This window comes from Xanthomonas sp. DAR 80977 (assembly GCF_041240605.1).
In the GTDB taxonomy this organism is placed as follows: Bacteria; Pseudomonadota; Gammaproteobacteria; order Xanthomonadales; family Xanthomonadaceae; genus Xanthomonas_A; species Xanthomonas_A bundabergensis.
In genome coordinates this window covers 867,722-890,154 of sequence record NZ_CP162487.1, presented here as the reverse complement: position 1 = coordinate 890,154, position 22,433 = coordinate 867,722, and the positions used below count along the sequence as shown (strand labels likewise).

At 70.5% G+C, this 22,433-nt stretch carries 15 protein-coding genes; 2 read left to right on the top strand and 13 right to left on the bottom strand.

The genetic code is table 11. The features are described 5' to 3' along the window. Positions 1–250: 250 nt before the first annotated feature. Entirely contained in the window at positions 251–2,236 is a 1,986-nt protein-coding gene (locus tag AB3X10_RS03825) for a sigma-54-dependent Fis family transcriptional regulator (RefSeq protein ID WP_369979216.1), read from the top strand. A 402-nt stretch (positions 2,237–2,638) separates the two neighbouring features. Here AB3X10_RS03825 and AB3X10_RS03820 read toward each other — a convergent pair whose 3' ends face one another. The 12 genes from AB3X10_RS03820 to AB3X10_RS03765 form a co-directional block, all read right to left on the bottom strand. Then, positions 2,639–5,035: a TonB-dependent receptor gene (locus AB3X10_RS03820; protein WP_369979214.1), complete on the bottom strand. Its 2,397-nt coding sequence runs from the start codon at positions 5,033–5,035 to the stop codon at positions 2,639–2,641. Between the two features lie 15 nt (positions 5,036–5,050). Continuing rightward, complete coding sequence (locus AB3X10_RS03815) at positions 5,051–6,160, bottom strand: S-(hydroxymethyl)glutathione dehydrogenase/class III alcohol dehydrogenase (protein WP_145703057.1); 1,110 nt, start codon at positions 6,158–6,160, stop codon at positions 5,051–5,053. A 46-nt stretch (positions 6,161–6,206) separates the two neighbouring features. Continuing rightward, positions 6,207–7,235, bottom strand: coding sequence for a beta-propeller fold lactonase family protein (locus tag AB3X10_RS03810; RefSeq protein ID WP_369979212.1), 1,029 nt, complete (start codon positions 7,233–7,235; stop codon positions 6,207–6,209). Beyond that, positions 7,232–7,816 carry a c-type cytochrome gene (locus AB3X10_RS03805; RefSeq protein WP_369979210.1) on the bottom strand — a complete coding sequence of 195 codons (585 nt, stop codon included), beginning with the start codon at positions 7,814–7,816 and terminating at the stop codon, positions 7,232–7,234. The genes AB3X10_RS03810 and AB3X10_RS03805 overlap by 4 nt, the downstream gene beginning before the upstream one ends. 76 nt (positions 7,817–7,892) lie before the next feature. Then, positions 7,893–9,644, bottom strand: coding sequence for a quinoprotein dehydrogenase-associated putative ABC transporter substrate-binding protein (locus AB3X10_RS03800; protein WP_369979208.1), 1,752 nt, complete (start codon positions 9,642–9,644; stop codon positions 7,893–7,895). Next, positions 9,641–11,650 carry a methanol/ethanol family PQQ-dependent dehydrogenase gene (locus AB3X10_RS03795; RefSeq protein ID WP_369979206.1) on the bottom strand — a complete coding sequence of 670 codons (2,010 nt, stop codon included), beginning with the start codon at positions 11,648–11,650 and terminating at the stop codon, positions 9,641–9,643. Before AB3X10_RS03795 ends, AB3X10_RS03800 begins: the two co-directional genes overlap by 4 nt. Positions 11,651–12,769: 1,119 nt before the next feature. Continuing rightward, positions 12,770–13,396: an HAD family hydrolase gene (locus tag AB3X10_RS03790; protein ID WP_369979205.1), complete on the bottom strand. Its 627-nt coding sequence runs from the start codon at positions 13,394–13,396 to the stop codon at positions 12,770–12,772. Beyond that, positions 13,387–14,106 carry a hypothetical protein gene (locus AB3X10_RS03785; RefSeq protein WP_369979203.1) on the bottom strand — a complete coding sequence of 240 codons (720 nt, stop codon included), beginning with the start codon at positions 14,104–14,106 and terminating at the stop codon, positions 13,387–13,389. The genes AB3X10_RS03790 and AB3X10_RS03785 overlap by 10 nt, the downstream gene beginning before the upstream one ends. Next, entirely contained in the window at positions 14,103–15,092 is a 990-nt protein-coding gene (locus AB3X10_RS03780; protein ID WP_369979201.1) for an alpha/beta fold hydrolase, read from the bottom strand. The genes AB3X10_RS03785 and AB3X10_RS03780 overlap by 4 nt, the downstream gene beginning before the upstream one ends. Positions 15,093–15,297: 205 nt before the next feature. Beyond that, positions 15,298–17,238 carry a M1 family metallopeptidase gene (locus tag AB3X10_RS03775; protein ID WP_369979199.1) on the bottom strand — a complete coding sequence of 647 codons (1,941 nt, stop codon included), beginning with the start codon at positions 17,236–17,238 and terminating at the stop codon, positions 15,298–15,300. A gap of 134 nt (positions 17,239–17,372) precedes the next feature. Next, the gene (ubiE, locus tag AB3X10_RS03770; protein WP_369979197.1) at positions 17,373–18,134 is read right to left on the bottom strand and encodes a bifunctional demethylmenaquinone methyltransferase/2-methoxy-6-polyprenyl-1,4-benzoquinol methylase UbiE; all 762 of its coding nucleotides are present in this window, start codon (positions 18,132–18,134) and stop codon (positions 17,373–17,375) included. A gap of 163 nt (positions 18,135–18,297) precedes the next feature. Continuing rightward, entirely contained in the window at positions 18,298–19,446 is a 1,149-nt protein-coding gene (locus tag AB3X10_RS03765) for a porin (protein WP_369979195.1), read from the bottom strand. 270 nt (positions 19,447–19,716) lie between these two features. Between AB3X10_RS03765 and AB3X10_RS03760 the strand changes: the two genes are divergently transcribed. Continuing rightward, on the top strand, positions 19,717–20,172 hold the full coding sequence (locus tag AB3X10_RS03760) for a nucleoside deaminase (protein ID WP_369979193.1): 456 nt from the start codon (positions 19,717–19,719) through the stop codon (positions 20,170–20,172). Between the two features lie 20 nt (positions 20,173–20,192). On the opposite strand, the gene AB3X10_RS03755 is transcribed toward AB3X10_RS03760, so the two are convergent. After that, positions 20,193–22,379: a TonB-dependent siderophore receptor gene (locus tag AB3X10_RS03755; protein WP_369979191.1), complete on the bottom strand. Its 2,187-nt coding sequence runs from the start codon at positions 22,377–22,379 to the stop codon at positions 20,193–20,195. Positions 22,380–22,433: the final 54 nt, after the last annotated feature.

Genomic DNA, 22,433 nt, shown 5'->3' with positions numbered 1-22,433 from the left:
GATTCGGGAGTCGGGATTGGGGATTCGTAAAAGCGGGGATCTGGTGCTTTGAGGCCACGGCTAACCGCGCGATCGCGCGGTTTTTTCGTTTTGGACCCAGCGCGGAAAGGGATCCGCCGCAGGCAAGCCGCTCTTGCCAATCCCCAATCCCGACTCCCCAATCCCGACTTTTGCTGCACTGCGGTTTGAGCCAAGGCCCGGTTTGTGCGTCACTGGCCGCCTGGTCCCGGGTGGGACCGAGGATGCGCACGTGTCGGAGTTGACTGTCGCCAACCTCTCCCAGGCCACGACCGGAGCGTCGTCCGCCGCCGAGGCCGAATCCGCGTTGCTGGCGCGGATGCGCCATTTCCGCCAGATCGAACCGCTGCCGCCGGCGCTGGCGCGCTCGTGGCAGCGCTGCCTGAACGAGTACGGGCTGACCCCGGAGACCACGCCGTCGCCGATGGTCCACGACGGCAGCGGCCTGCGCGAGCGCCAGCAGCGGCTGGAAGAGGTGCTGCGCATCGCCAAGGTGGAGATGGAGAACCTCTACGAGCAGATCGCCGGCGGCGGCTATGCGGTGGTGTTCGCCGACGCCGAGGCGACCTTGCTGCACAGCGTGCAGGACCCGGCGCTGCTGCGCGAGTTCCGCGAGACCGGGCTGTTCTGCGGCGCCAGCTGGGCCGAGCGCTACCAGGGCACCAACGGCATCGGCACCTGCGCGGTGGAGCGCAGCGCGCTCGGCGTGCACCGCGGCGAGCACTACCTGGTCCGGCACCTGCCGCTGTCGTGCAGCGGCGCGCCGATCCTGGACCCGCACGGGCAACTGCTGGCGGTGCTGGACGCCTCCACCCCGGACGCGCGCGACACCAAGCTGGTGCAGCGCCACACCAGCGCGCTGGTGCGCATGTCGGCGGCGCAGATCGCGCGTTCGTATTTCCTGGAGCAGTACCGGCACGCATGGATCCTGCGTTTCCACAGCCGCCCCGAGTTCGCCGGCCTGCTGCACGAGGCGCTGATGGCGATCGGCGGCGACGGCCGCGTGCTCGCGGTCAACGAGGCGGCGCTGGAACAGCTCGGCAAGGCCGACCGCAGCCTGCTGGTCGGGCGCGACATCTCGCAGGTGATGCAGCTGGACTTCGACACGGTGGAGCAGCGCGCGCGCAACGACGCCAGCACGCTGTGGTCGATCCGCTGCGCCTGCCACGGGCGCCGTTTCTTCGCCCTGGCGCAGCCGCCGCGGCACAGCGGCGCCGACGGCCGCGCGCGCGCCGCCAGCGCTGACAGCGGCGAAGCCGCGTACGCGCGCGAACACGTCGGTTCCGATCCGCGCATGCGCCACAACCTGGACAACGCGCTGAAGCTGGCCGCGCACCGCGTGTCGATCCTGCTGTGCGGCGCCACCGGCACCGGCAAGGAGGAATTCGCCAAGGCGGTGCACCGCGGCTCGCCGTGGGCGGCGCGGCCGTTCGTGGCGGTGAACTGCGCGGCGATCCCGGAAGCCTTGATCGAGAGCGAGCTGTTCGGCTACGCCCGCGGCGCCTTCACCGATGCCGCGCGCGAGGGCCGCCACGGCAAGCTGCTGCAGGCCAGCGGCGGCACCCTGTTCCTGGACGAGATCGGCGACATGCCGCTGCCGTTGCAGACGCGCCTGCTGCGCGTGCTGGAGGAACAGAGCGTGACCCCGCTGGGCAGCGACCGGGCGATGCCGCTGGAACTGCACGTGATCAGCGCCAGCCACCGCGACCTGGGGCAGATGGTGGCCGCCGGCGAATTCCGCGAGGACCTGTACTACCGCCTCAACGGCGTGGTGCTGCACCTGCCGCCGCTGCGCGAGCGCAGCGACAAGGCCGAACTGATCCGCACCCTGCTGCGCGAGGAGAGCGGCGAGCAGCACGTGCGCATCAGCGAGGACGCGCTGCACAAGCTGCTCAGCTACGCCTGGCCGGGCAACCTGCGGCAGCTGCGCAACGTGCTGCGCACCGCCGCGGTGCTGTGCGCCGACGGCACGATCCGCATCTCCAACCTGCCGCAGGAGATCGTCGATGCCGACAGCGGCCCGTGCCTGGTCAACGGCGACGCGGTCGCCGCCGACGACATGCCCGGGCGCGTGGCCCTGGACAGCGCGGAGCGCAGCGTGCTGCAGCAGCAGCTCGAACGCCACCGCTGGAACGTCAGCCGCACCGCCGACGCGCTCGGCATCAGCCGCAACACCCTGTACCGCAAGCTGCGCAAGCATGGGTTGGCGACGGCCTGAGCGCGGACGCGGCGCCGGTCGATCGCGCCCTCTCCCTGTACGCCCTCTCCCTGTACGCCCTTTCCTGGCATACGCCATCTCCTGGCATACGCCACCTCCCTGTAGGAGCGGCTTCAGCCGCGACACCGAAGCCGGAGACATCTCGGCTTCGGCGTCGCGACTGAAGTCGCTTCCACAACACGCCTTGGCCCGGCATGCCACTGCCTGAGCGGCGGATCCGCTCTCGTGTTCGACACAACGGCCACGTCGACGGCGATCTGCACGGCTTTTGTGGGAGGGACTTCAGTCCCGACTGCCGCCGAAGCCTGACACCCTGCCGCTTCGATGTCGCGGCTGAAGCCTCCTGCAAAAAGCATCCGCCTGGAATTGGTGGCGCGGCGCCGCGCACGATCGCCGGCCCGGCTAGAAGCGCCAGCGCAAACCGACCTGGTACTGCCGTGGCGCGCCGGGGGCGACGAAGCGCGAGGGGCCGTCCTCGACCGCGGCGTCCTGCGGGCGCGCCAGCGCGCCGTCGGGGAACAGGTCCTCGGCGATCGCCGCATAGGTCTCGTAGCGGCGGTCGAACAGGTTGTTGATGCGCAGGTACAGCGACAGGCCCTCGGCGATCTGCCAGGTGCCGTGCACGTCGATCAGCGCGTAGCCGCCGGTGGACAGGTCGTGGCGCTGCGGCTCCTCGCCTGCTTCCGGATCCTCGACCAGGCCGTCCTCGTTGCCGCTGGCCACGCGCCGCGAGAACGCGCGCAGGTCCGCGCCCAGCGCCAGCTGCGCCAGCGCCTGCCACTCCAGGCCCAGCTTCAGCGTGTTGCGCGGCAGGCCGGCGATGCGCATGCCCGGATGCAGGGCGATGGTGCGTTCGCCGGACAGCAGTTCGCCGTCGCTGCGGTAGGTGGCGTCCAGGTAGCTGTAGCCGGCGAACCAGCGCAGCGCGCCGTGGCTGGCGCGCCAGCTCAGGTCCGCGCCCTGGTAGCGGGTGCGGTCGACGTTGTCGAAGTAGCCCAATTGGGTGTTGGGCGCGCGTAGGAACAGGATGTCGTCGCGGTTGTCGGCCCGGTACAGCGAGGCGTTGAAGGCCTGCTCCGGCGACGGGTTCCAGCGCACCCCGACCTCGTAGGTGCGCGAGACGATCTGCTCCAGGCGCGGGTCGGCCTGCAGCCCGGTCGGCAGCCGGCACGGCTGCTCCGGATCGGCGCAGCCCAGTTCGATCGCGGTCGGCGCGCGGCTGTTCTGCGAGGCCGAGGCGAAGGCGGTGAAGCCGCCGCCCAGGCGCTGGGTGATGCCCAGCGACGGGTTGGCCTTGGCGAACACGAAGCGCTCGCGCGGCAGCGCGCCGTCCTCGGCGGTGGACAGCACGTTGCTGACCTCGACCCGGTTCCAGCGCAGCGCGCCGGTCACGTGGGTGGCCTCGCTCACCTCCCAGGTATCGGCGGCGAACACGCCCAGCGTGCTGCTGCGGCCGCTGACCCCGGAAAAGAATTCGCGCTCCTCGTCGGGATCGGCCACGACGGAACGGTCGCCCTCCACGAAGCCCTCCTGTTCGTACTGCCGGTAGCGCACCCGGTTGCGGTCGTAGGTGGCGCCCAGGCTGAGCGCATGCGCGCCGGCCTGGTGGCTGAGGTTCAGCGCCACGCCGGCGGCGGACTGGCGCATCTGCGTGGTATTGAGCACGCCGCTGTGCAGCGCGTCGGCGTCGGCGCGCGACACCGTGCACTCGTCGTCCAGCGGCGTGCCGTCGGCGGCATAGCCGTCGGCGCAATCGTCGACGAATGCCTCGTAGTCCTCGTTGATGTCGCCGTTGACCGTGTCGCGGCGGCCTTCGCGGTAATAGGCCAGCAGGTGCAATGCGGTGTCGGCGTCGAAGCGATGGTCCAGTTGCCCGGTCAGCAGGGTGTTGCGGTTGCGGGTCAGGTCCGGTGAGGTATAGACCGCGTCGCGGTCGGCCTCGTACAGGCCGGGTTCGATGCCGTCGTCGGTGTAGCGGGCGCCGGGCAGCAGGCCGTTGCCGATCAGGCGGCTGCGCCCGTGCAGCAGCGACACGTCCCAGTCGGTGCTGTCGCCCTGCCGCCCGGCCTTCGCGAACACGGTGCCGAGGCGGCCCTCGGACGCGTCGCGCCAGCCGTCCTCGTCGAAGCCGGTGACCGCGACGAAGGCATGCAGGCCGTCGCGCCCGGCATAGCCGTAGGACGCGTCCAGGCGCTTGCGCGCGCCGCTGCCGAACGACAGGTCGGCGCGCAGGCCCGGCGCGGTCAGGCCCGACTGGGTGGTGAACGCCAGCGCGCCGCCGAGCGTGTTGGGGCCGAACAAGGGGTTGGAGCCGGGCATCAGCGCGACGCTGCGGATCGCCGCCTCCGGCATCATGTCCCAGCTGACGATGTCGGCGAACGGCTCGTTCATGCGCACCCCGTCCAGGTACACCGACACGCCCTGCGAGGCGCCGGGCAGCGCCGAGGCGCGGAAGCCGCGGAAGGTGAGATCGGTCTGGAACGGGCTGCCCTGCACTTCGTTGGTGTCCACGCCGTTCATCTGCCGCAGCAGGAAATCGGTGAGGTTGCCGGCCTGGCTGCGCGCGATGTCGTCGGCGTTGGCGATCTGCACCGTGTACGGCAGGTGGTCGGCATCGATCAGGGTGCCGGGAATCGGCGTGGCGGTGACCTCGACCCGGTCCAGCGCGGTGATCTGCGCATCGCCGGCATTGACCGTGGTCTGCGCGGCGGCCGGCGCGGCGGCCAGGCCCACGACGCCGGCGATGGCCAGCGCCAGCGCGCTCGCCTGCGGGGAAACGCGTCCTTTGTTACTCGGCATGCCTGCTCCTTCCGTTCAATACAGTACGACCGACTTGATGCCCCGACCCGCGCGGATCGCATCGAAGGCGCGGTTGATGTCCTGCAGCGGCAGCGTCTCGCTGATCAGTTCGTCGATGCGGATCTCGCCGGCGAGGTAGCGCTCGGCGTAGGCCGGCAGTTCGCTGCGGCCCTTGACCCCGCCGAACGCGCTGCCGCGCCAGGCGCGGCCGGTGACCAGTTGCAGCGGCCGCGTGCTGATCTCCTGCGCGCTCGGCGCCACGCCGAGGATGATGCTCTCGCCCCAGCCCTTGTGGCAGCACTCCAGCGCCGCGCGCATCGCGCGCACGTCGCCGACGCATTCGAAGCTGTGGTCGGCGCCGCCGTCGGTGAGATCGACGATCACCTGCTGCACCGGCGCGCCGAAGTCCTTCGGGTCCAGGCAATCGGTGGCGCCCAGCGCGCGCGCCAGTTCGAACTTGTCGCGGTTGATGTCGACCACGATGATGCGCCCGGCGCGCGCCATCACCGCGCCCTGCACCACCGACAGGCCGATGCCGCCGAGCCCGAACACCGCCACGCTGTCGCCGGGCCGCACCCGCGCGGTGTTGAGCACCGCACCGATGCCGGTGGTGACCGTGCAGCCGAGCAGGCAGACCTTGTCCAGCGGCGCGGACGGATGGATCTTGGCCACCGCGATCTCCGGCAGCACCGTGTACTCGGCGAAGGTGCTGGTGCCCATGTAGTGCAGGATCGGCCGCCCGCGCAGCGAGAAGCGGCTGCTGCCGTCGGGCATCAGCCCGCGGTCCTGGCTGGCGCGGATCGCCTGGCACAGGTTGGTGCGCCCGGAGCGGCAGAACTTGCACACGCCGCATTCGGGCATGTACAGCGGGATCACGTGGTCGCCGGGGCGCACGCTGCTCACGCCGATGCCGACCTCCTCGACCACGCCGGCGCCTTCCTGGCCCAGGATCACCGGGAACGCGGCATCGGGATCGGCGCCGGACAGGGTGCTGGCGTCGCTGTGGCAGACGCCGCTGGCGACCAGGCGCACCAGCACCTCGCCGGCCTTGGGCGGTTGCAGGTCCACTTCCTCGATGGCCAGCGGTTGGTTCGCCGCCCAGGCCACCGCGGCTCGCGTCTTCATTCACCTCTCCCCGCATCGTGTCGCCGTGCCGCATGCGTTCCTCGCCTCATTGCGCGATGACCACACCCCAGGGCATGTCGCCCACTGCGATCTGCTTGACCTCCTTCATCGTCGTCGTGTCGATGACGCTCACGCTGTTGGAGCGGCCGTTGGCCACGTACAGCTTCTTGCCGTCGGCGCTGAGCGCCGGATTCCACGGGCGCTGCCCGACCGCGATCTCGGCCAGCGTGCTGCGCGCCGCAGGATCGATCACGCTGACCGTGCCGGCGCCGCCGTTGGAGGCGTAGACGCGGCTGCCGTCGCGCGAGATGGCGATGCCGGCGGTGCGCTGCCCGGCCGGGATGCTGGCCACGCGCCGGCGCGCGACCAGGTCGATCACGTCGACCACGCTGGCCGCCTCCTGCGCCACGTACACGGTGTTGCCGTCCGGGGCGAAGGCCATGCCGCGCGGATGGCCGCTGGTGGCGATGACGCCGCTGGATTTGCCCGCCTTCAGGTCGATCACGTCCAGGTCGTCGGAGCCTTCGTTGCTGGTCAGCAGCAGCGCGCCGTCGGGGCTGTACACGCAATGCTCCGGCGCCTGCCCCTGGGTGGCGATGCGCGCGCCGATCGCGAAGCTGGCCGGATCGATCAGCATCACCTGGTTCTGCCCTTCCACGCACACCGCGAACTGGCGGCCATCGGGCGAGGCGGCGACGCCCTCGGCGTTCTCGCCGATGTCCACGCTGCGCAGCACCTTGTCCTGCACCGTATCCAGTTCCAGCAGCCGGTGGCCCTGCGCGTCGATCACGTACAGATGCCCGGACGGTCCGGGCAGGATCTGCTGCAGGCGCTTGCCGAGCTGGCCCTGCGCGGACAGCGTGCGCAGCACCGCGTCGGTGCCGGTGTCGATCACCGAGATGGTGCCGTCGCGCTGGTTGGGAACATAGGCCAACTGCGCCGGCGCGGCGGGCGGCTTGGCGAGCGCCGCCGTGTCCGCGCTGCCGGCAGGCGCCGGCGCGCGCTGGCAGGCCGCGGCGGCCAGCAGCAGCGCCAGCGCGGCGACTCCCAGCATGCGCCGTGCCGCTTGTGTCATGGAGCCGCACCCGCGGTCTTGTTGATCGAATGGATGAAGGCCAGCAGCTTCTCGGTGTCGCCGTCCTTGAGCACCGGCGCGAACGGCGGCATCTGCCCCACCACCTTCTCGTGGCCGATGCGGACCTTGCCGTGCGCGGTCATGCCGGCGGTGCCTTCGCTGATCAAGGCGCGCAGCGTGTCGTCGTCGTGGCCGTAGACCCAGATGTCGTTGGTCAGCGGCGGGCACATGCCGCCGCCGCCGGTGCCGCCGTGGCAGGCGCTGCAGCCGGCCGACAGGAAGATCTTCTTGCCTTCGGCGGCGAGCTCCGGGGTCACCTTCACCGGCGGGCCTTTCGGAATCGGAGTGACCGCGGCCGGCGGCGGGGTCGCGGCAGCGGCGGCCGGTGCAGCCGCCGGCGCGGCGCCGGGTGCGGGTGCGGGTGCGGGTGCGGCGGGTGCGGCCGCAGCGGGCGCTGGAGCGGCAGCGGGCGCGGCAGGCGGCGCCTCCTTGCCGCAGGCGGCCAGGGCCAGGGTCAACGCGAGCAGGGACAGGTGCAGCAGTTTCGGGACGACGCAGGAACGGACGACGGCATTGCGCATGGAGAAGAACCTTTACGGGACGGTCTGTGGGGACATGCATGCCGCGGACGCGGCATGCGCAGGACGGGAACGGCGGTCATTGCGTGCGTCGGCGTTCGGCCTCCGTCAGCAGTTGCGCCAGCGGCGCATCGCCGCGCTGCCGCGCCAGCGCCGCCGGGGTCTTGCCGTCGGCGTCGCGGGTGCCGGCGTTGGCGCCGGCGGCGAGCAGGCGGCGGGTGGCGTCCTCGCGGCCGGCGGCGGCGGCCAGCATCAGCGGGGTCACGCCGGCGCGGTTGGGCCGGTCGGCCTCGGCGCCGCGCGCCAGCAGCGCGTCGAGCATCTTCGGATCGTTGCGCGCCACCGCGAACATCACCGGGGTGAAGCCGGCCGGATTGCTGCGGCGCACGTCGGCGCCGGCGCCGAGCAACGCCTGCACCAGATCGACATCGGCGTAGGAGATCGCCAGGTCCAGCGCGGTCCAGCCGTCCTTGGACACCGTGTCGACCTTGGCCCGGCGCGCCAGCAGTTGCTTGAGGCTCTGCGCGTCGTTGCCCCAGGCCGCCTTCATCAGCGGCGTCCAGCCGTTGCCGTCGCGGCTGTCGGCGTTGGCGCCGGCCGCCAGCAACTCGCCGACCAGCAGCGGCGCCTGGTTGCGGATCGCCTGGTGCAGCGGCGGTTCGCCGAGCAGGTTGGGCCGGTCGGCGCTGGCGCCGTGGCGCAGCAGCCAGGCCACGCGCACGCCGTCGCCGGCATCCAGCGCATGCGCCAGCTCCTGGTTGGGATCGGCGCCGCCGGCGATGCGCAGCTGCAGTTGCGCCAGCATCTCCGACGACGCCTGCGCGCTCGGCGTGGTGGCATCGTCGGCCGGCGCGGCGTAGCTGCCGTGCGAACGCAGATCGCCGTCGACGATGCAGTCGGCGCAGGCCACCAGCGGCACGTGGTACTCGCGCAGGATCGCGCCGATCTTGCCGGCATTGCGCTGCATCGCCGCGTCCAGCGCATCGCGCAGCGCGGCGTTCTTGCGCGACACCGCCCATGCCATCGAATACTCCAGCACTTCGTCGTCGATGACGTTCAGCGGCACCACGCCCAGGCCGCCGCGCGCGGCGTAGTAGCCGGCGACCGGGCCCCAGGATTCGGCGGCATCGAGCTGGCCGCCGGCGACGCGTTCGGCCAGCTTGCCCGGGTGGTCCTGCGGCGAGGTCGCCGAGTCGTAGAACAGGTACTGCACGTCGCCGGACACGCCGTGGTCGAACAGCGCCTGCCGCGCCGGCGAACTCTGGAACACGCCGATCTTCAGTTTCTTCAGCGCCGGATCGTCCAGCGACGCCGGCCGCAGCGCCAGGCCCTTGCGGGTCACCAGCACATAGGTGGAGCGGTACAGCGGGCGGGTGGGCAGGCCCATCTCGAAATCGCTGTTCATGTCCATCAGCACGTCGCAGCGCCCGGCGTTGATCGTGCTGCGCGCCAACCCACGTTGGTAGTAGGTGCGCCATTCGTATTCCAGGCGCCGGCCCATCGCCTCGGCGAGGACCTGCGCGATCTTGTTCTGGAAGCCTTCGCCGGCGCGATTGGACAACGGCATGTTGCCCGGATCGGCGCAGACCCGCAGCACCGCCGCATCGGCGGCGAGTGCGGGAGCGGGCGTGCCCGCAACTGGCTTGGCGGCCGCGGTGGAAGCGGCCTCAGGAGCGCGAGCCGTCGCGGACGACGGCTCGCGCGTGCAACCTGCGGCGACGAGTCCGAGGCTGCAAAGCAGCAACACGGCGCGCGCGCCCAGGTACAGGCGCCGCGAAACGCGCGTCTGCCGACGCGCGTCCGCAACCTGGGCGCGGCGCCGCCGGCTCATCGCGCGGTCTTGGCCGCGGCGGCCGGTGCGCCACCCGCCGCCGCCGTGGCGGTCGCGCTGGCGGTGACGGTCTTGCCGGTGCCGTCGATGCGGAAGGTATGCACCATGCCGCCCAACGGGATCTTGTCGAAGCCGTTGCTGAAGGCCAGCCCGGCCGCACCCAACGCGCCGTACGGATCGCCCGGATCCAGGCCGCCGGCGACCGGCAGGCCGATCCAGCCGCCGATGCCGGAGAACACCGCCACGTACTGGTGGCCGTTGGCCTTGTAGGCGATCGGGTTGCCGATGATGCCCGACGGCAGCTTGGTCTCCCACAGCTTCTTGCCGGTGTCCTTGTCGACCGCGCGGAACCAGCCGTCGAGCGTGCCGTAGAACACCAGCCCGCCGTCGGTGACCAGGGTGCCGCTCCACACCGGGAACTTCTCCTTGATCTCCCACTTGGACTTGCCTTCGACCACGTCGAACGCCTTGACGATGCCCAGCGCACCGGGTTCGTTCGGCTTCATCATCACGTTGGCGAACACGTACGGCAGGCCCATCATGGTGTTGCCGCGCTCCTGCGGTTCCAGCTCCATGTGCCAGTTGTTGGTGCCGCAGAAGAACACCGCCGAATTGGCCGGATCCACCGAGCACGGCTGCTGGTCCTTGCCGCCCATCGCCGACGGGAACGCCTCGACCTTCTTGCCGCGCTCCAGCGGCGAATGCGCGGCGACCTTGATCGGGCGGCCGGTCTTCATGTCGATGCTCTCGGCCCAGTTGGCCGGCACGAACTTGTGCGCGCGCAGCAGGGTACCGTCGCGGCGGTCGAGCACGTAGGCGAAGCCGTTGCGGTCGAACTGCACCACCGACGGCACCTGCTTGCCGTCGATGGTCAGGTCGACCAGGATCGGCTCGTTGATGCCGTCGTAGTCCCACTGGTCGAACGGCGTCTTCTGGTAGCCCCACACTGCTTCGCCGGTATCGATCTTGCGCGCGAACAGGGTCATCGACCACTTGTTGTCGTATTCGCCGGTATCGCATTCCTTCTGCGTGGTCTTGCCGCAGCGGTACGACGGGCTCCACAGGCCGGGATTGCCGGTGCCGTAGTAGACCAGCTTCAGTTTCGGGTCGTAGCTGTACCAGCCCCACGCCGCGCCGCCGCCGCGCTTCCAGCCTTCCTCCGGGAAGGTCTTCACGCCCAGGTCGCCGAGCTGGCCGTGCTGCGGATTGGCCTTGTTGAAATCCGGACCCAGGCAGATGTCCTTGTCGGTGCCGGTGGCTTCGCACGACCAGGCCTGCTTGCCGTCGGCCAGCGCATACGCGGCGACGCGGCCGCGCACGCCGAACTCGTTGCCGCTGATGCCGGCCACGACCTTGCCGTCGGCGATGATCGGCGCCATGGTGATGGTCTCGCCCTTCTCGGGATAGGCGAGCTTCTGCTTCCACACTTCCTTGCCGGTCTTGGCATCGAGCGCGATCACGTCGCCGCTGAGGCTGCCGAACACCAGCTTGCCGTCGGCATAGGAGGCGCCGCGGTTGACCGTGTCGCAGCACGCCACCGCCACCGAGCGCTCGTCCTGCTGCGGGGTGTATTTCCACAGCACCTTGCCGCCGTCTTCCTGCGCCAGGTCGATCGCGAACACGTTGTTCGGATACGCGCTGACCATGTACATGATGCTGCCGATCACCAGCGGCTGGCCTTCGTGGCCGCGGGTGGCGTCGGTCTTCATTTCCCACGACATCTTCAGGTTCTTGACGTTGTCGCGGTTGATCTCGGCCAGCGGGCTGTGCCGGGTCAGGCCGAAGTCGCGGCCGATGCCGCCCCAGTTGTCGGGGTTGCTGGCGGTGGTGGTGAACTCGCTGTCGGTGTCGGCCACCGCGGCCGGCGCGGCCGGGGCCGGCTGTTGCGCGGCGGCAGGCGCGGCCGGCGCGGCGGTTTCTTCCTGCTTCTTGCAACCTGCCAGCACCAGCGCGGTAGCCAGCGCGAGCAGCGTCCAGGCACGGGTACGACATGGATGACTGTGCATCGTTCTACTCCCCTCGTTGAAGAGCCGTGGCGCTCGCCGTCGGACGGCCCGCGCGGCGGGATGTGGAAACATCGGGGAATAGAGAGCAACCCACGTGCCAGCGCGCTGCTGCAGTGCGCCATCGCAGGCGCAGCAGGCATCTGATGTCGCGCCAGAACCCGCGCGGCCGTCCGTGACGATGGCGCTGTATCGACAACGCGACACTTTGTGCCACTCGCTTGTATCGCGGTTGGCGCAACCGGGAGTGAAGGGGTTGCCAGGCGGACGCGACCGGCGTGCCTTGCGCAAGCCAGCACGGGCACCCGATCGATCCCTCGCCGCGCTGCCTGCACGCCTCTGGCGGCACGCGCCCAGGCTTCTTGCGGCAGGAACTCAAGTCTCGACACTGTCACACCGCGCAGCCGTTGCTGGAGATGCGGCGCCGTAGATCGCCGGTGCGGGGCGGCAAACCGCTGCACCCGAGGCATGAAGCTCTCCAGCGCAAGCTCTTGCTTCTGCTCTTGCTTCTGCGGCTGCGGCTGCTGTTGCTTTGGACTTTCCGGGTTCCCTTGCGTAGCGGCGAGTAGGCCGGGAAAAACCCCGAAGGGGCGGCGCACAGGGATGTGCGCCGTTCGCGGCAGGGGCAGGGCTCGCCGGAAAAAGGCGAAGCACTGCTTCGCCCGGCGGGCGGGCTGGCGCCGCGAGGCGAGGCGACTGCCCCGGACTTGGCCGCGAAGCGGACAAGCCCCTTCCGCGAATCCCCGTCATGGACGCGGACCCGGAGCGCGCAGCGCGGAGGGCGCGTAGGCAGGGCGCGCTTGACCAGCCTTCGGCTGCGGTGAAGCGCTTCTTTTGGTTACTTTTCTTTGCGCAAGCAAAGAAAAGTGACTCGCCCCAAGGCGAAAGCTCTTGCTCTTGCTCTTGCCTCCCCTGTTGCGACGGCGATAACAGGGCGAATGCGAAGGATGCAAAGATTGGCAATCCGCCAAGCGACACCTGGGCACCGGAAGCCGGATCTACATGGCGGTGGCAACGACCGCGCCTGGCACGCTTTTCGCTCTTTGTGGAAGGGACGCCAGTCCCGACGAGGCTTCACCGAAAAAGCGTCGGGACTGAAGTCCCTCCCACAAAGAAGCCGCCCTATTCGGCCGCGTGCTGCCACCACGCCAGCAGCGCGGCGCAATCGGCGAAGTGCAGGTCGGCCAGCCCCGGCCACGGATTGTCCGCATGCAGCAGCACCGTCGTGGCGCCGGCGTGGCGCCCGCACTGCAGGTCGTATTCGTGGTCGCCGATCATCGCCAGCGACTGCGGCGCCACGCCCCAGTGCGCGGCCAGCTGCTGCAGCCCGCCGGGATGCGGCTTGGGCGGCGCCTCGTCGCGGCCAAGGATGGCGACGTCCTCGAACAGGTCCTCGACCCCGATCTCGCGCAGGGTCAGCCGCGCCAGTTCCTGCGCATTGCGGGTCAGCAGCGCCAGCCGGCAACCGGCCGCGTGCAGCGCGCGCAGCAGCGCCGGCGCGCCGGGTGCGGCGACGGCGTCCAGGGCCAGCGCGCGTTCGTGCTCGAGCAGCCAGGCGTGCTTGGCCGCGCCCTGCGCGGCCGGCAGCGCGGCCAGGTGCTGCAGGATGTCGGCCTGTTCCGGAATCTGCAGCTCGCGGCGGATCAGCGCGAAATCGTGCACGGCGCGGGTCAGCGTGCCGTCCATGTCGAACACCCAGTGCCGCACCTGGCGCAGGCGCGCGCCGGGTGCCGCCACGTTCAATCCCATCCCGGCATCTTTGATCCGTCCAGGCCGCCGGTCTCGAACACCGCGGTACGGGTGCCGCCGGCCTTCACCGGGAATTCGATCTGCAGCACGGTGGTCTTGCGCGCCAGCTTCCACAACGCCTTGTCGTCGCTGATGAACATCGCGATCGCCTCGTCGGTGTTCGGGCGCCAGGCCGCGGCCGCGCGCGGCGCGGCATCGTCGGCCTTGAGCTGCACCTTGCAGCCGGCGGCGCAACGGAAATCGCCGGCCTGCAGCACCAGGTAGGCGCTGCGCTTCCACTCCGGGTGGTCGCGGAACACCAGCTGCACCGGCTTGGGACCGCTGCCGTCCACGTCGACCTTGTCGCGGCTGTACAGCATCGCCGAGCGCTGCATGCCCTTGCCGGCCGGCACCTGCGAATACTCCCAGGCGGCCTGCATGCGCCGCAGCTCGCGCGCCGCCTCGCCCTTGGCCTTGACCTCGCCATAGCCGGGCTCGATGCGCGCCGCCGCGTCCGAGCCGGGGTACTGCTGCAGCAGCGCCGCGCCATGGATGCGCGCCAGGTCCCAGTTGCCGGACTTCGCCGCGGCGTCGTATTGCTTGGCCAGGTCGTCGGCGGCCTGCGCCTTGGCCTGCGCCTCGGCCGCGGCCTGCGCCTTGCGCTCGGCCTCGTGATCGCCGCAACCGGCCAGGGCGACGGCGCACAGCGCGCCGAGCAGAATGCGTTTCATCGGGGAACTCCTCGTTGGATCAGATGCTCGATCGCCTGCGCGACCTCGTCGGGTTTCTCGACGATGGACATGTGGCCGCTGCCGTCGAGCAGCACCTGCAGCGCCTGCGGCACGCGCTCGGCATACAGCGCCAGCGCGCTGGCATCGATCACCATGTCCTGCAGGCAGTTCAGCAGCAGCGCCGGCTGGCGGATGCGCGCGGCCTCTTCGAACGGCAGGAAGGCCTCCTCGCTGCGTCCGATCCGCGCCAGCACCTGCTGCTCGAAACCGGCCTCGCTGCGGCGCCAGGCGACGACCGACGGCACCGCCCAGGACGGGATGCGCGGCTTGCTCGGCTCCAGCAGGAACACGGTGTCGATGTAGCGGCGCAGCGAGTCGGCGTCGTGCACCGCGAACGGGTTGTCGCCGTCCAGCACCGCCTGGCCGAAGGCGTTGTCGGCGAAGCGCACGCCGGCGGCGTTGAGCAGGCCGACCCGGTCGAACAGCTCGGGATGGCGCGCGGCGGCGAGCGCGGCGATGCCGCCGCCCATCGAATGCCCGACCAGCACGCATTCGCCGCCGGCACCGCGCACGCACTGCGCGGCGAACGCGGCCACGCGCTCGGCCTGCGCGACGAAGCCGTAGTCCTGCCCGTCGATGCGCTGGCTCTCGGCCCAGCCGGGCAGATCGGGAATGAACAGGTGGTAGCGATCGCCGAGCGCGCGCGCCAGCGGCAGCCAGTTCTCCTTGCTGCCGGTGAAGCCGTGCACCAGCAGCAGACTCGGCGCGGCGGGATCGGCCGCGGCGCGGTGCAGGTAGGTCCAGCGATGCCCGGCGACCTGCGCGTGGCGGCGTTGCAGGCCGCTGCCCCGGCGCAGGCGCTGGCCTTCCAGGCGCACCAGCAGGAACGGCTTGCTGCGCAGCAGCCACAGGCCGCCCAGCAGCAGTACCAGCACCACGGCCAGCACGGTGAACGCCACCAGCAGCAACAACGTCAGCAGCAACATGAAAGGGCCGGGAAGCGGAAACGTGCCATGCGCCTACCTTCGCATGCGGCCCGGCTTGCGCCAAGTCCTGCACGCCAGCGCATTGCGCCCGGGCAGGCATGCCGCAGGCGTTGCGCGGCGGCAGTCGCCATTGCGCAAAAGACAACGGCGCCGGGACTGCTCCCGGCGCCGCGATCCAACGCCTGCGTTTGCGCGCAGCGCCGCCTCAGTGCGCGGCGGCGCCCTTGTCGGCCTTGGCCAGCATGTCTTCCACCGACACCGTGGTGATCGGGTGGTAGCCGGGCTTGGCCTGGGCGAAGACCTGCCTGGCGAAGGCCAGGCCGTCCGGGGTCTTCACCAGCTCGGCGTAGATCGGCAGGATCAGCTTGCGCCGGCCGACGCGGGCGATGAACTCGCCGGCGGCCGGGCGCGCCTCGACATAGCCGCTGCGGATCGCCAGCGGATACCAGCGCATGGCGATCTCGCCGTTGGCGGTGCCGGTGAAATGGTAGGCGGCATCGAGCTGCTTGAGCTGCTCGGGCTTCAGCGTGGCGCCCAGGCCGCTGAGGAAGCGCGTCCACTCCTGCGTGCTCCAGGCGTCGGTGACCTGCTTGCCCGGCAGGGTACCGCTGCCGGCCCAGGCGATGCGCGCGGTATCGACCATCGCGAAGTTGCGCGAACGCGCCTTCTGCGCGAAGGCCGGGATGCCCGGCTCGTCCAGCCATGCGTGCAGTTCCTGCTCGCTGACCGCATCGGGCTTCTTGGCCAGCAGGTTCTTCTTCAGGTAGGCGACGAACTGGTCGGTGTTGGCGCTCTGGAACGCATGGTCGTCGAACCAGCCGCGCAGGAACGGATCGAAGGTGGCGCGGCCGAAGCGCTGCTCCAGGAACTGCAGGAACCAGGCGCCCTTGACGTAGGCGACCTGGCTCAGCGCGTCGTCCGGATCGCGCTCGGTCAGCGCCGGCAGCGCCAGCGCCTGGTCGGCCGGGCTCATGTCCTTGACCTCGGCGAGCAGGTCGGTCTGGTCGATCTCGCGCTCCATCTCCGCCGCTTCGGCGCCGTACAGCGCCTCGGTGATGCGCGCCTGCACGTAGGTGGTGAAGCCTTCGTTGAGCCAGATGTCCTTCCAGCTGGCATTGGTCACCAGGTTGCCGGACCAGCTGTGCGCCAGCTCGTGCGCGATCAGCGACACCAGCGACTTGTCGCCGACGATCACGGTCGGGGTGGCGAAGGTCAGGCGCGGGTTCTCCATGCCGCCGAACGGGAACGACGGCGGCAGCACCAGCATGTCGTAGCGGCCCCAGCGGTACGGGCCGTACAGCGTCTCGGCGGCGACGATCATCTTCTCGGTGTCCTCGAACTCCTTGGCCGCCTTGTCGGCCATGGCCGGCTCGGCCCACACGCCGGAGCGCTCGGAGATCGGCTTGAACACCAGGTCGCCGGCGGCGATGGCCAGCAGGTAGGACGGAATCGGCTGCGGCATCTTGAACGTGTAGTCGCCGTCGCGCGGCGCCTTCGGATCGTTGTCGGCGCTCATCAGCACCATCACGTCCGGACGCGAGGTCACGTGCGCGCTGTAGGTGAAGCGCACGCTCGGCGTGTCCTGCAGCGGCACCCAGCTGCGCGCGTGGATCGCCTGCGACTGGCTGAACATGAAGGGCAGTTGCTTGCCCTCGGTCATCGACGGCTCCAGCCACTGCAGGCCCGAGGCGGTCGGCGCGGTGTGGTAGGCGATGGTGACCTTCTGCGGCTGGTTCGGCGCCTCGATGGTCAGCTTGCTGCCGTAGATCTTGTCGGCCGGGGCCAGCGCGTACTGCAGCGGCGCCAGGTTGCCCTTGCCGTCGTCGCCCTGCACCTGCTCGATGGTCAGCTCGCGCGTGTCCAGCAGCAGCTGCTTGGCGTTCTTGTCCTTCCAGTCCAGCGTATAGGTGGCGGTGCCGCCGATCTGCTTGCTGTCGAAATCCAGCTTCAGGTCCAGCGCCAGGTCCTTGATCACGACCTTGCCCGGCTCGGCGTAGGAGCTTTCGTCGTGGCTGCGGTCGGCGGGTTTCACGGCGGCGGCGGGCGCGGGCTTGGCGGCGGGAGCGGCGGCCTCGGTGGGCGCTTCGCGGGAACAACCGGTCGCGATGACCGCGGCCAGGGACAGCAACAGGAACGGGGAACGCATGGCGGACAGCACCGGTTCGGGGAAACCGGAAGTTTACCTTGAAGGCTGGGATTGGGGATTCGGGATTGGGGATTCGTAAAAGCGTGTGCTGCGCTGCTGTTGCGAATCCCGAATCCCCAATCCCGGCACTTCGACTAGATTTTGTAGCCCGAATGGATCGCCACGATGCCGCCGGTCAGGTTCTTGTAGTGGCTGCGGGCGAAGCCGGCCTCGGCCATCATGCCCTTCAGCGCCTCCTGCGGCGGATGCTTGCGGATGCTCTCGGCCAGGTACTGGTAGCTGTCGGCGTCCTTGGCGAACAGCTGGCCCAGCCGCGGCAGGATCTTGAACGAATGGAAATCGTAGATCGGCTTGAACCAGTCGGCGGTGACCTCGGAGAACTCCAGCACCCGCGCCTGCCCGCCGACCTTCAGCACCCGGTACATCTCGCGCAGCGCCGCGTCCTTGTCGGTGACGTTGCGCAGGCCGAAGGCGATGGTGACCAGGTCGAAGCTCTGGTCCGGGAACGGCAGCGCCTCGGCGTTGCACTGCACGTAGTCCAGGCCCGCGACCAGGCCGCGGTTGGTCAGCCGGTCGCGGCCCACCGACAGCATGCCGGCGTTGATGTCGCCCAGCACCACCGCGCCCTCGTCGCCGACCCGCTCCTTCAGCAGCGCGGCGATGTCGCCGGTGCCGCCGGCCAGGTCGAGCACGCGGTCGCCCGGCTTGACCTGCGCGGTGGCCACGAAATAGCGCTTCCAGGCCCGGTGGATGCCCAGGCTCATCAGGTCGTTCATCAGGTCGTAGTTGCCGGCGACCGAGGTGAAGACCTCGCCGACCAGCTTCTGCTTGTCCTTGGCGGCGACGTCGCGGAAGCCGAAATGGGTGGTGCCTGACTTGTAGGGGGATTCGCTCATGGCGGGATTATCGCACTGCCGGCGCCGTCGTGGTCTGCCGCCGGCGTCGCAGCCGCCGCTGAGCCGCCGGCCGGCGCCCAGGCCGGCGCATGCCGCGACCCGGCCGCCGATGCGACCCGCCGGCGGCCGGGCACGGCGCCAGGCGCTGCGTGCCGGACAGCGCTCAGAACTTCAGCACCAGGCCGACATCCAGGCCCTCGATGCCGTAGCCACCCGCATCGCCCTGGCCGAGGTCGGCCGAGGTCTGTTCGTTGCTGTAGGCGATCGTGCAGGTGCCGCCGGCGCCGTTGTCGATCCGCGCGTAGTCGGCGTAGAGATAGGCCTTGGGCGACAGCGCGTGCTGGTAGCCCACGCCCCACTTGTTGCAGGTGTTGTCCACGTAGGACGAATCGCGCCGGCTCCAGGCCGCCTTCCACAGGCCGTTGGCGCCCATCGGCGCGGTGAAGCCCAGCAGATAGCCCTTGTGCTCGTGGTAGAAGCCGAGCGCGGCGACGTCGAACGGCTGCTGGATGTCGATGCGTTCGTAGAACCCGTACAGCTTGAACGGGCCGACGTCGTAGCTGGCCCCGAACAGATTGATCTTGAGCCGGGTCAGCCCGGGCACGTCCTCCCACCATTCCTCTTCGTGGTCGTAGCCGAGGCTCAGCGGTCCGTTGCTGTAGCCCAGGATCACCGCGTACAGCGGACTGCGGCTGTCGCGGTCGCTCACGCCGAGCAGGTTGGGCGTATAGGCGAAGGTGGCGTTGAGTCCGCGCCAGGTGGGCGTGACGTAGACGATCGCGTCCTTGGCCCGGGAGACCACCACCTGCAGGGAACCGGCGCTGGCGACCGAGCGACCCTTGAACGGATCGTACTGCTTGAGTACCGCGGCGCGCCCGCCGTCGACGGTGCCGCCGAGCAGCGTCCCCCAGCCGCCGGTCGCGCCCAGCCAGGCATGCCGGGTGTAGAACGTGTCGCCGCCGCTGCCGGCCTCCTCGTCCCCGGTCAGATTGACGCCGACCTCGACTTCGCCGATCAAGCGGGTACCGTTGCCCAGGTCGTAGCCGAGCTTGAGGCCGACATTGCTGCCGTCGGAGCCGGCGGCGCTCTGCAGGTCGTTCTGGGTGCCCATATCGGCGACCGCGCCGTTGCCGCCGCGGCGGCCGACGTAGCCGATGTCCAGCGTGCCGTAGAGCGAGGCGCTGGCCGCGCCGTCGCTCCATTGCAGTCCCTGCGCCTTTTCCTGGTCCTGGGCCTGCGCCTGCGCGCCGGTCGCCACCCCTGCCGCGGCCACGGCCAGCCCGCCGAGCCCTTTCCACATCGTGGTGCGCATCGCGTGTCTCCTGCAATCGGACAACAGCGTCTCTGCGGCAAGGCCTGCGCCTAGCCGGTGATGCGGGGGATGGGGGTAGAGCGTTCATAGCCCCATTTGCGCGGCAAGTAAAGCCGCATGCGCGCGCCGTCGGGAACGCTGATGCGGCGCGCCCGGGCCGGCGCGCGCAAAGACGCCGCCGCGGGCGCCCTGCGCCGCGCCCGGCTTGCGGTGGTGACAGCCCGCGCCGCCATGCGCACTATGGCGCTCTCCCGCTACGGAACGCATCCGATGATCGCCACGCCCGACTACCGCGCCCTGCTCGACACCGCCATCGCCGAGGCCCGCCAGGGCCTGGCCGAGGGCGGCATCCCGATCGGCGCGGCGCTGTACCACAACGACGGCCGCCTGCTCGGCTGCGGCCACAACCGCCGCGTGCAGGAAGGCGACCCGTCGGTGCACGGCGAGACCGATGCGTTCCGCAAGGCCGGCCGCCAGCGCCGCTACCAGGACACCATCATGGTCACCACGCTGGCGCCGTGCTGGTACTGCAGCGGCCTGGTGCGGCAGTTCAACATCGGCACCGTGGTGGTCGGCGAGTCGGTGACCTTCCAGGGCGGCATCGACTGGCTGCGCGAGCATGGCGTCGAGGTGATCGACCTGCACAGCCAGGAATGCATCGACCTGCTCGGCGGCTACATCGCCGCCAACCCGGACGTGTGGAACGAGGACATCGGCGAGGACTGACGCGGCGCCGCGCGGCCGGCTCAGAACCGGTACTGCACGCCGGCGGTGACCGTGCGCGCCGCGCCCACCGCCACCCACGGCGTGGCCGCGACCGAGCTGGTGTAGTAGCTGCGGTCGAACACGTTGTCCACGTCCAGCGACACGCGCAGGCGCTCGTCGATGCGCCAGTACGCCAGCAGCTTGGCCACGGTATAGGCCGGCAGCCGCGCCGGCGCGATGCCGGCGTCGGCCTGCGCCTGGGTGTAGGCCTCGGCCAGCCGCGCGCCGGTATGGGTGATGCCGCCGCCGAGGCCGAGCAGGCCGCCGCCGCGCAGCGGCGTCTCGTGCACCGCCAGCACGCTGCCGTTGAGCTTCGGCACGTTGATCAGGCTGCCGCCGACCTGCAGCGTGTTGTCGCGCAGCACCTGCACCCGGTTCCACGAGGCGCTGGCGTTGAGCCGCCAGTGCGCGCTCAACTGGCCGGAAACGTCGGCCTCGGCGCCGCGGCTGCGCACGCGGCCGGCGGCGATCTGGTTGCCCGGATCGAGCGGATCGCCGGTGAGCACGTTGTCCTTGACGATCTCGTACAGCGCCAGGGTGCCGCCGAGGCGGCCGTCGCTGGCCTGCCACTTGCCGCCCAGCTCCAGCGCGCGGCCGCTCTCCGGCGCCGGCGTGGTGCTGGTGCCGGTGCCGTACCAGACGTCGGAGCCGTTGTTGGGGCGGAACGAGCGCCCGGCATTGAGGTACCACGACCAATGCTCGCCCGGCGCATAGCTCAACCCGATCCGCGGCGTGGTCCTGGCCGGGGTCTGCGCGTAGCGGCCGCCGCTGCGCGCGTCGTGCAGCGTCTGCCGGTAGCGGTCGTGGCGCAGGCCGAGCAGCAGCGTCCACTGCGCGTTCAGCGCCACCGCGTCCTGCAGGTACAGCGCCAGGTTGCGCTGGCGTTCGTGGGTATCGACGAACGGCAGCGGCGTCGGCGGCGCCTGCCCGTAGACCGGCGCGAACAGGTCCAGCGCGTACGGCGCGGCCGCGCTGGGGCGGACCCGCAGCATGCGCTGGTCGAGCACGAAGTCGTAGCCTTCCGCGCCGACCAGCAGATCGTGGCGCCAGGCGCCGCTGTGCGCCTGGCCGCGCAGCTCGGCCTGCAGCGCGCTGTCGTGCGAGGCGAAGTCGCGCCAGCGCCGCTGCCGCCACAGCGTGCGCGCATCGGCCTGCACCGCGCCGGGTTCGGTGGAATAGCCGCGCAGCGTGCCGTCGCGGCGCGAGGCGGCGAGCAGCCCGCTCCATGCCGCGGAGAAGTCGTGCTGCAGCAGCAGCTGGTGATTGCGGTTCTCGACCTGCACGTCGCCGTCGCCCGGTTCGCCGAGGAAGCGCGAACGCGGCAGCGCGCGCAGGTCGCCGCGCACCGCGACCACGCCGCGGTCCAGCGGCGCGCGATGGCGCAGCCATTCGCCGTTGTACTGCAGCGTGGTGGCCTCGCCCAGGCGCCAGGTCAGCGCCGGCGCGAGGAACCGGCGCCGGGTGTGCACGAAATCGCGGAAGCTGCGCCGGTCCTCGGCGGCGAGGTTGAGCCGGTAGGCGACGCTGTCGCCCAGCGGGCCGGTGCTGTCGGCCGCGACGCGGTAGGCGTCGTGGCTGCCGGCGGACAGTTCCAGCGCGGTCGCCGGCCGCCACTGCGGCAGCTTGGTGACGATGTTGAGGGTGCCGCCGGGTTCGCTGCTGCCGTACAGCGCGGCGGCAGGTCCTTTCAGGAACTCGATCGCCTCGATGTTGGCGGTGTCGCGCGGCGCGTTGTAGCCGCGGTTGCCGGACAGGCCGTTGAGCAGGGTCGCGCTGCCGGTGTTCTCGTTGCCGGGCAGGCCGCGCACCGCGAAGTTGTCCCACAGCCCGCCGAAGCCGTTCTGCCGCGAGATGCCGCCGACGTAGTCCAGCGTGCCGTCCAGGCGCGTCGCGCCGAGGTCGTCGATCGCCTGCCGCGGCAGCACCCGCACCGATTGCGGCAACTGGCGCAGGCTCAGGCCGGTCTTGCTGCCCTGGGTGGCGTCGGCGTAGTAGGTGCCCGAGTCGCGGCGCCCGACCACGCGCACCGTGTCCAGTTCGGCCGGTTCGGACCCGGCGGCAGGATCGGACGTCGCATCGAGGACGGGGTCGGCATCGGCCGGACCGGCGCTCAGGCCGGCCAGCAAGGCGGCGACGAAGGACAGGGACTGCGGCGAACGTGACGGCATGGAGCGAAGCACCCAAAAAGAAATGTTATATTATTTCAATATTGGCACGAACCG

Coding starts and splice junctions, on each gene's coding strand:
- AB3X10_RS03785 (WP_369979203.1), bottom strand. CDS start 14,106: ATGAAACGCATTCTGCTCGGCGCGCTGTGCGCCGTCGCCCTGGCCGGT.
- AB3X10_RS03765 (WP_369979195.1), bottom strand. CDS start 19,446: ATGCGCACCACGATGTGGAAAGGGCTCGGCGGGCTGGCCGTGGCCGCG.
- AB3X10_RS03805 (WP_369979210.1), bottom strand. CDS start 7,816: ATGCGCAATGCCGTCGTCCGTTCCTGCGTCGTCCCGAAACTGCTGCAC.
- AB3X10_RS03815 (WP_145703057.1), bottom strand. CDS start 6,160: ATGAAGACGCGAGCCGCGGTGGCCTGGGCGGCGAACCAACCGCTGGCC.
- AB3X10_RS03810 (WP_369979212.1), bottom strand. CDS start 7,235: ATGACACAAGCGGCACGGCGCATGCTGGGAGTCGCCGCGCTGGCGCTG.
- AB3X10_RS03780 (WP_369979201.1), bottom strand. CDS start 15,092: ATGTTGCTGCTGACGTTGTTGCTGCTGGTGGCGTTCACCGTGCTGGCC.
- AB3X10_RS03820 (WP_369979214.1), bottom strand. CDS start 5,035: ATGCCGAGTAACAAAGGACGCGTTTCCCCGCAGGCGAGCGCGCTGGCG.
- AB3X10_RS03755 (WP_369979191.1), bottom strand. CDS start 22,379: ATGCCGTCACGTTCGCCGCAGTCCCTGTCCTTCGTCGCCGCCTTGCTG.
- AB3X10_RS03760 (WP_369979193.1), top strand. CDS start 19,717: ATGATCGCCACGCCCGACTACCGCGCCCTGCTCGACACCGCCATCGCC.
- AB3X10_RS03775 (WP_369979199.1), bottom strand. CDS start 17,238: ATGCGTTCCCCGTTCCTGTTGCTGTCCCTGGCCGCGGTCATCGCGACC.
- AB3X10_RS03790 (WP_369979205.1), bottom strand. CDS start 13,396: ATGGGATTGAACGTGGCGGCACCCGGCGCGCGCCTGCGCCAGGTGCGG.
- ubiE (WP_369979197.1), bottom strand. CDS start 18,134: ATGAGCGAATCCCCCTACAAGTCAGGCACCACCCATTTCGGCTTCCGC.
- AB3X10_RS03800 (WP_369979208.1), bottom strand. CDS start 9,644: ATGAGCCGGCGGCGCCGCGCCCAGGTTGCGGACGCGCGTCGGCAGACG.
- AB3X10_RS03795 (WP_369979206.1), bottom strand. CDS start 11,650: ATGCACAGTCATCCATGTCGTACCCGTGCCTGGACGCTGCTCGCGCTG.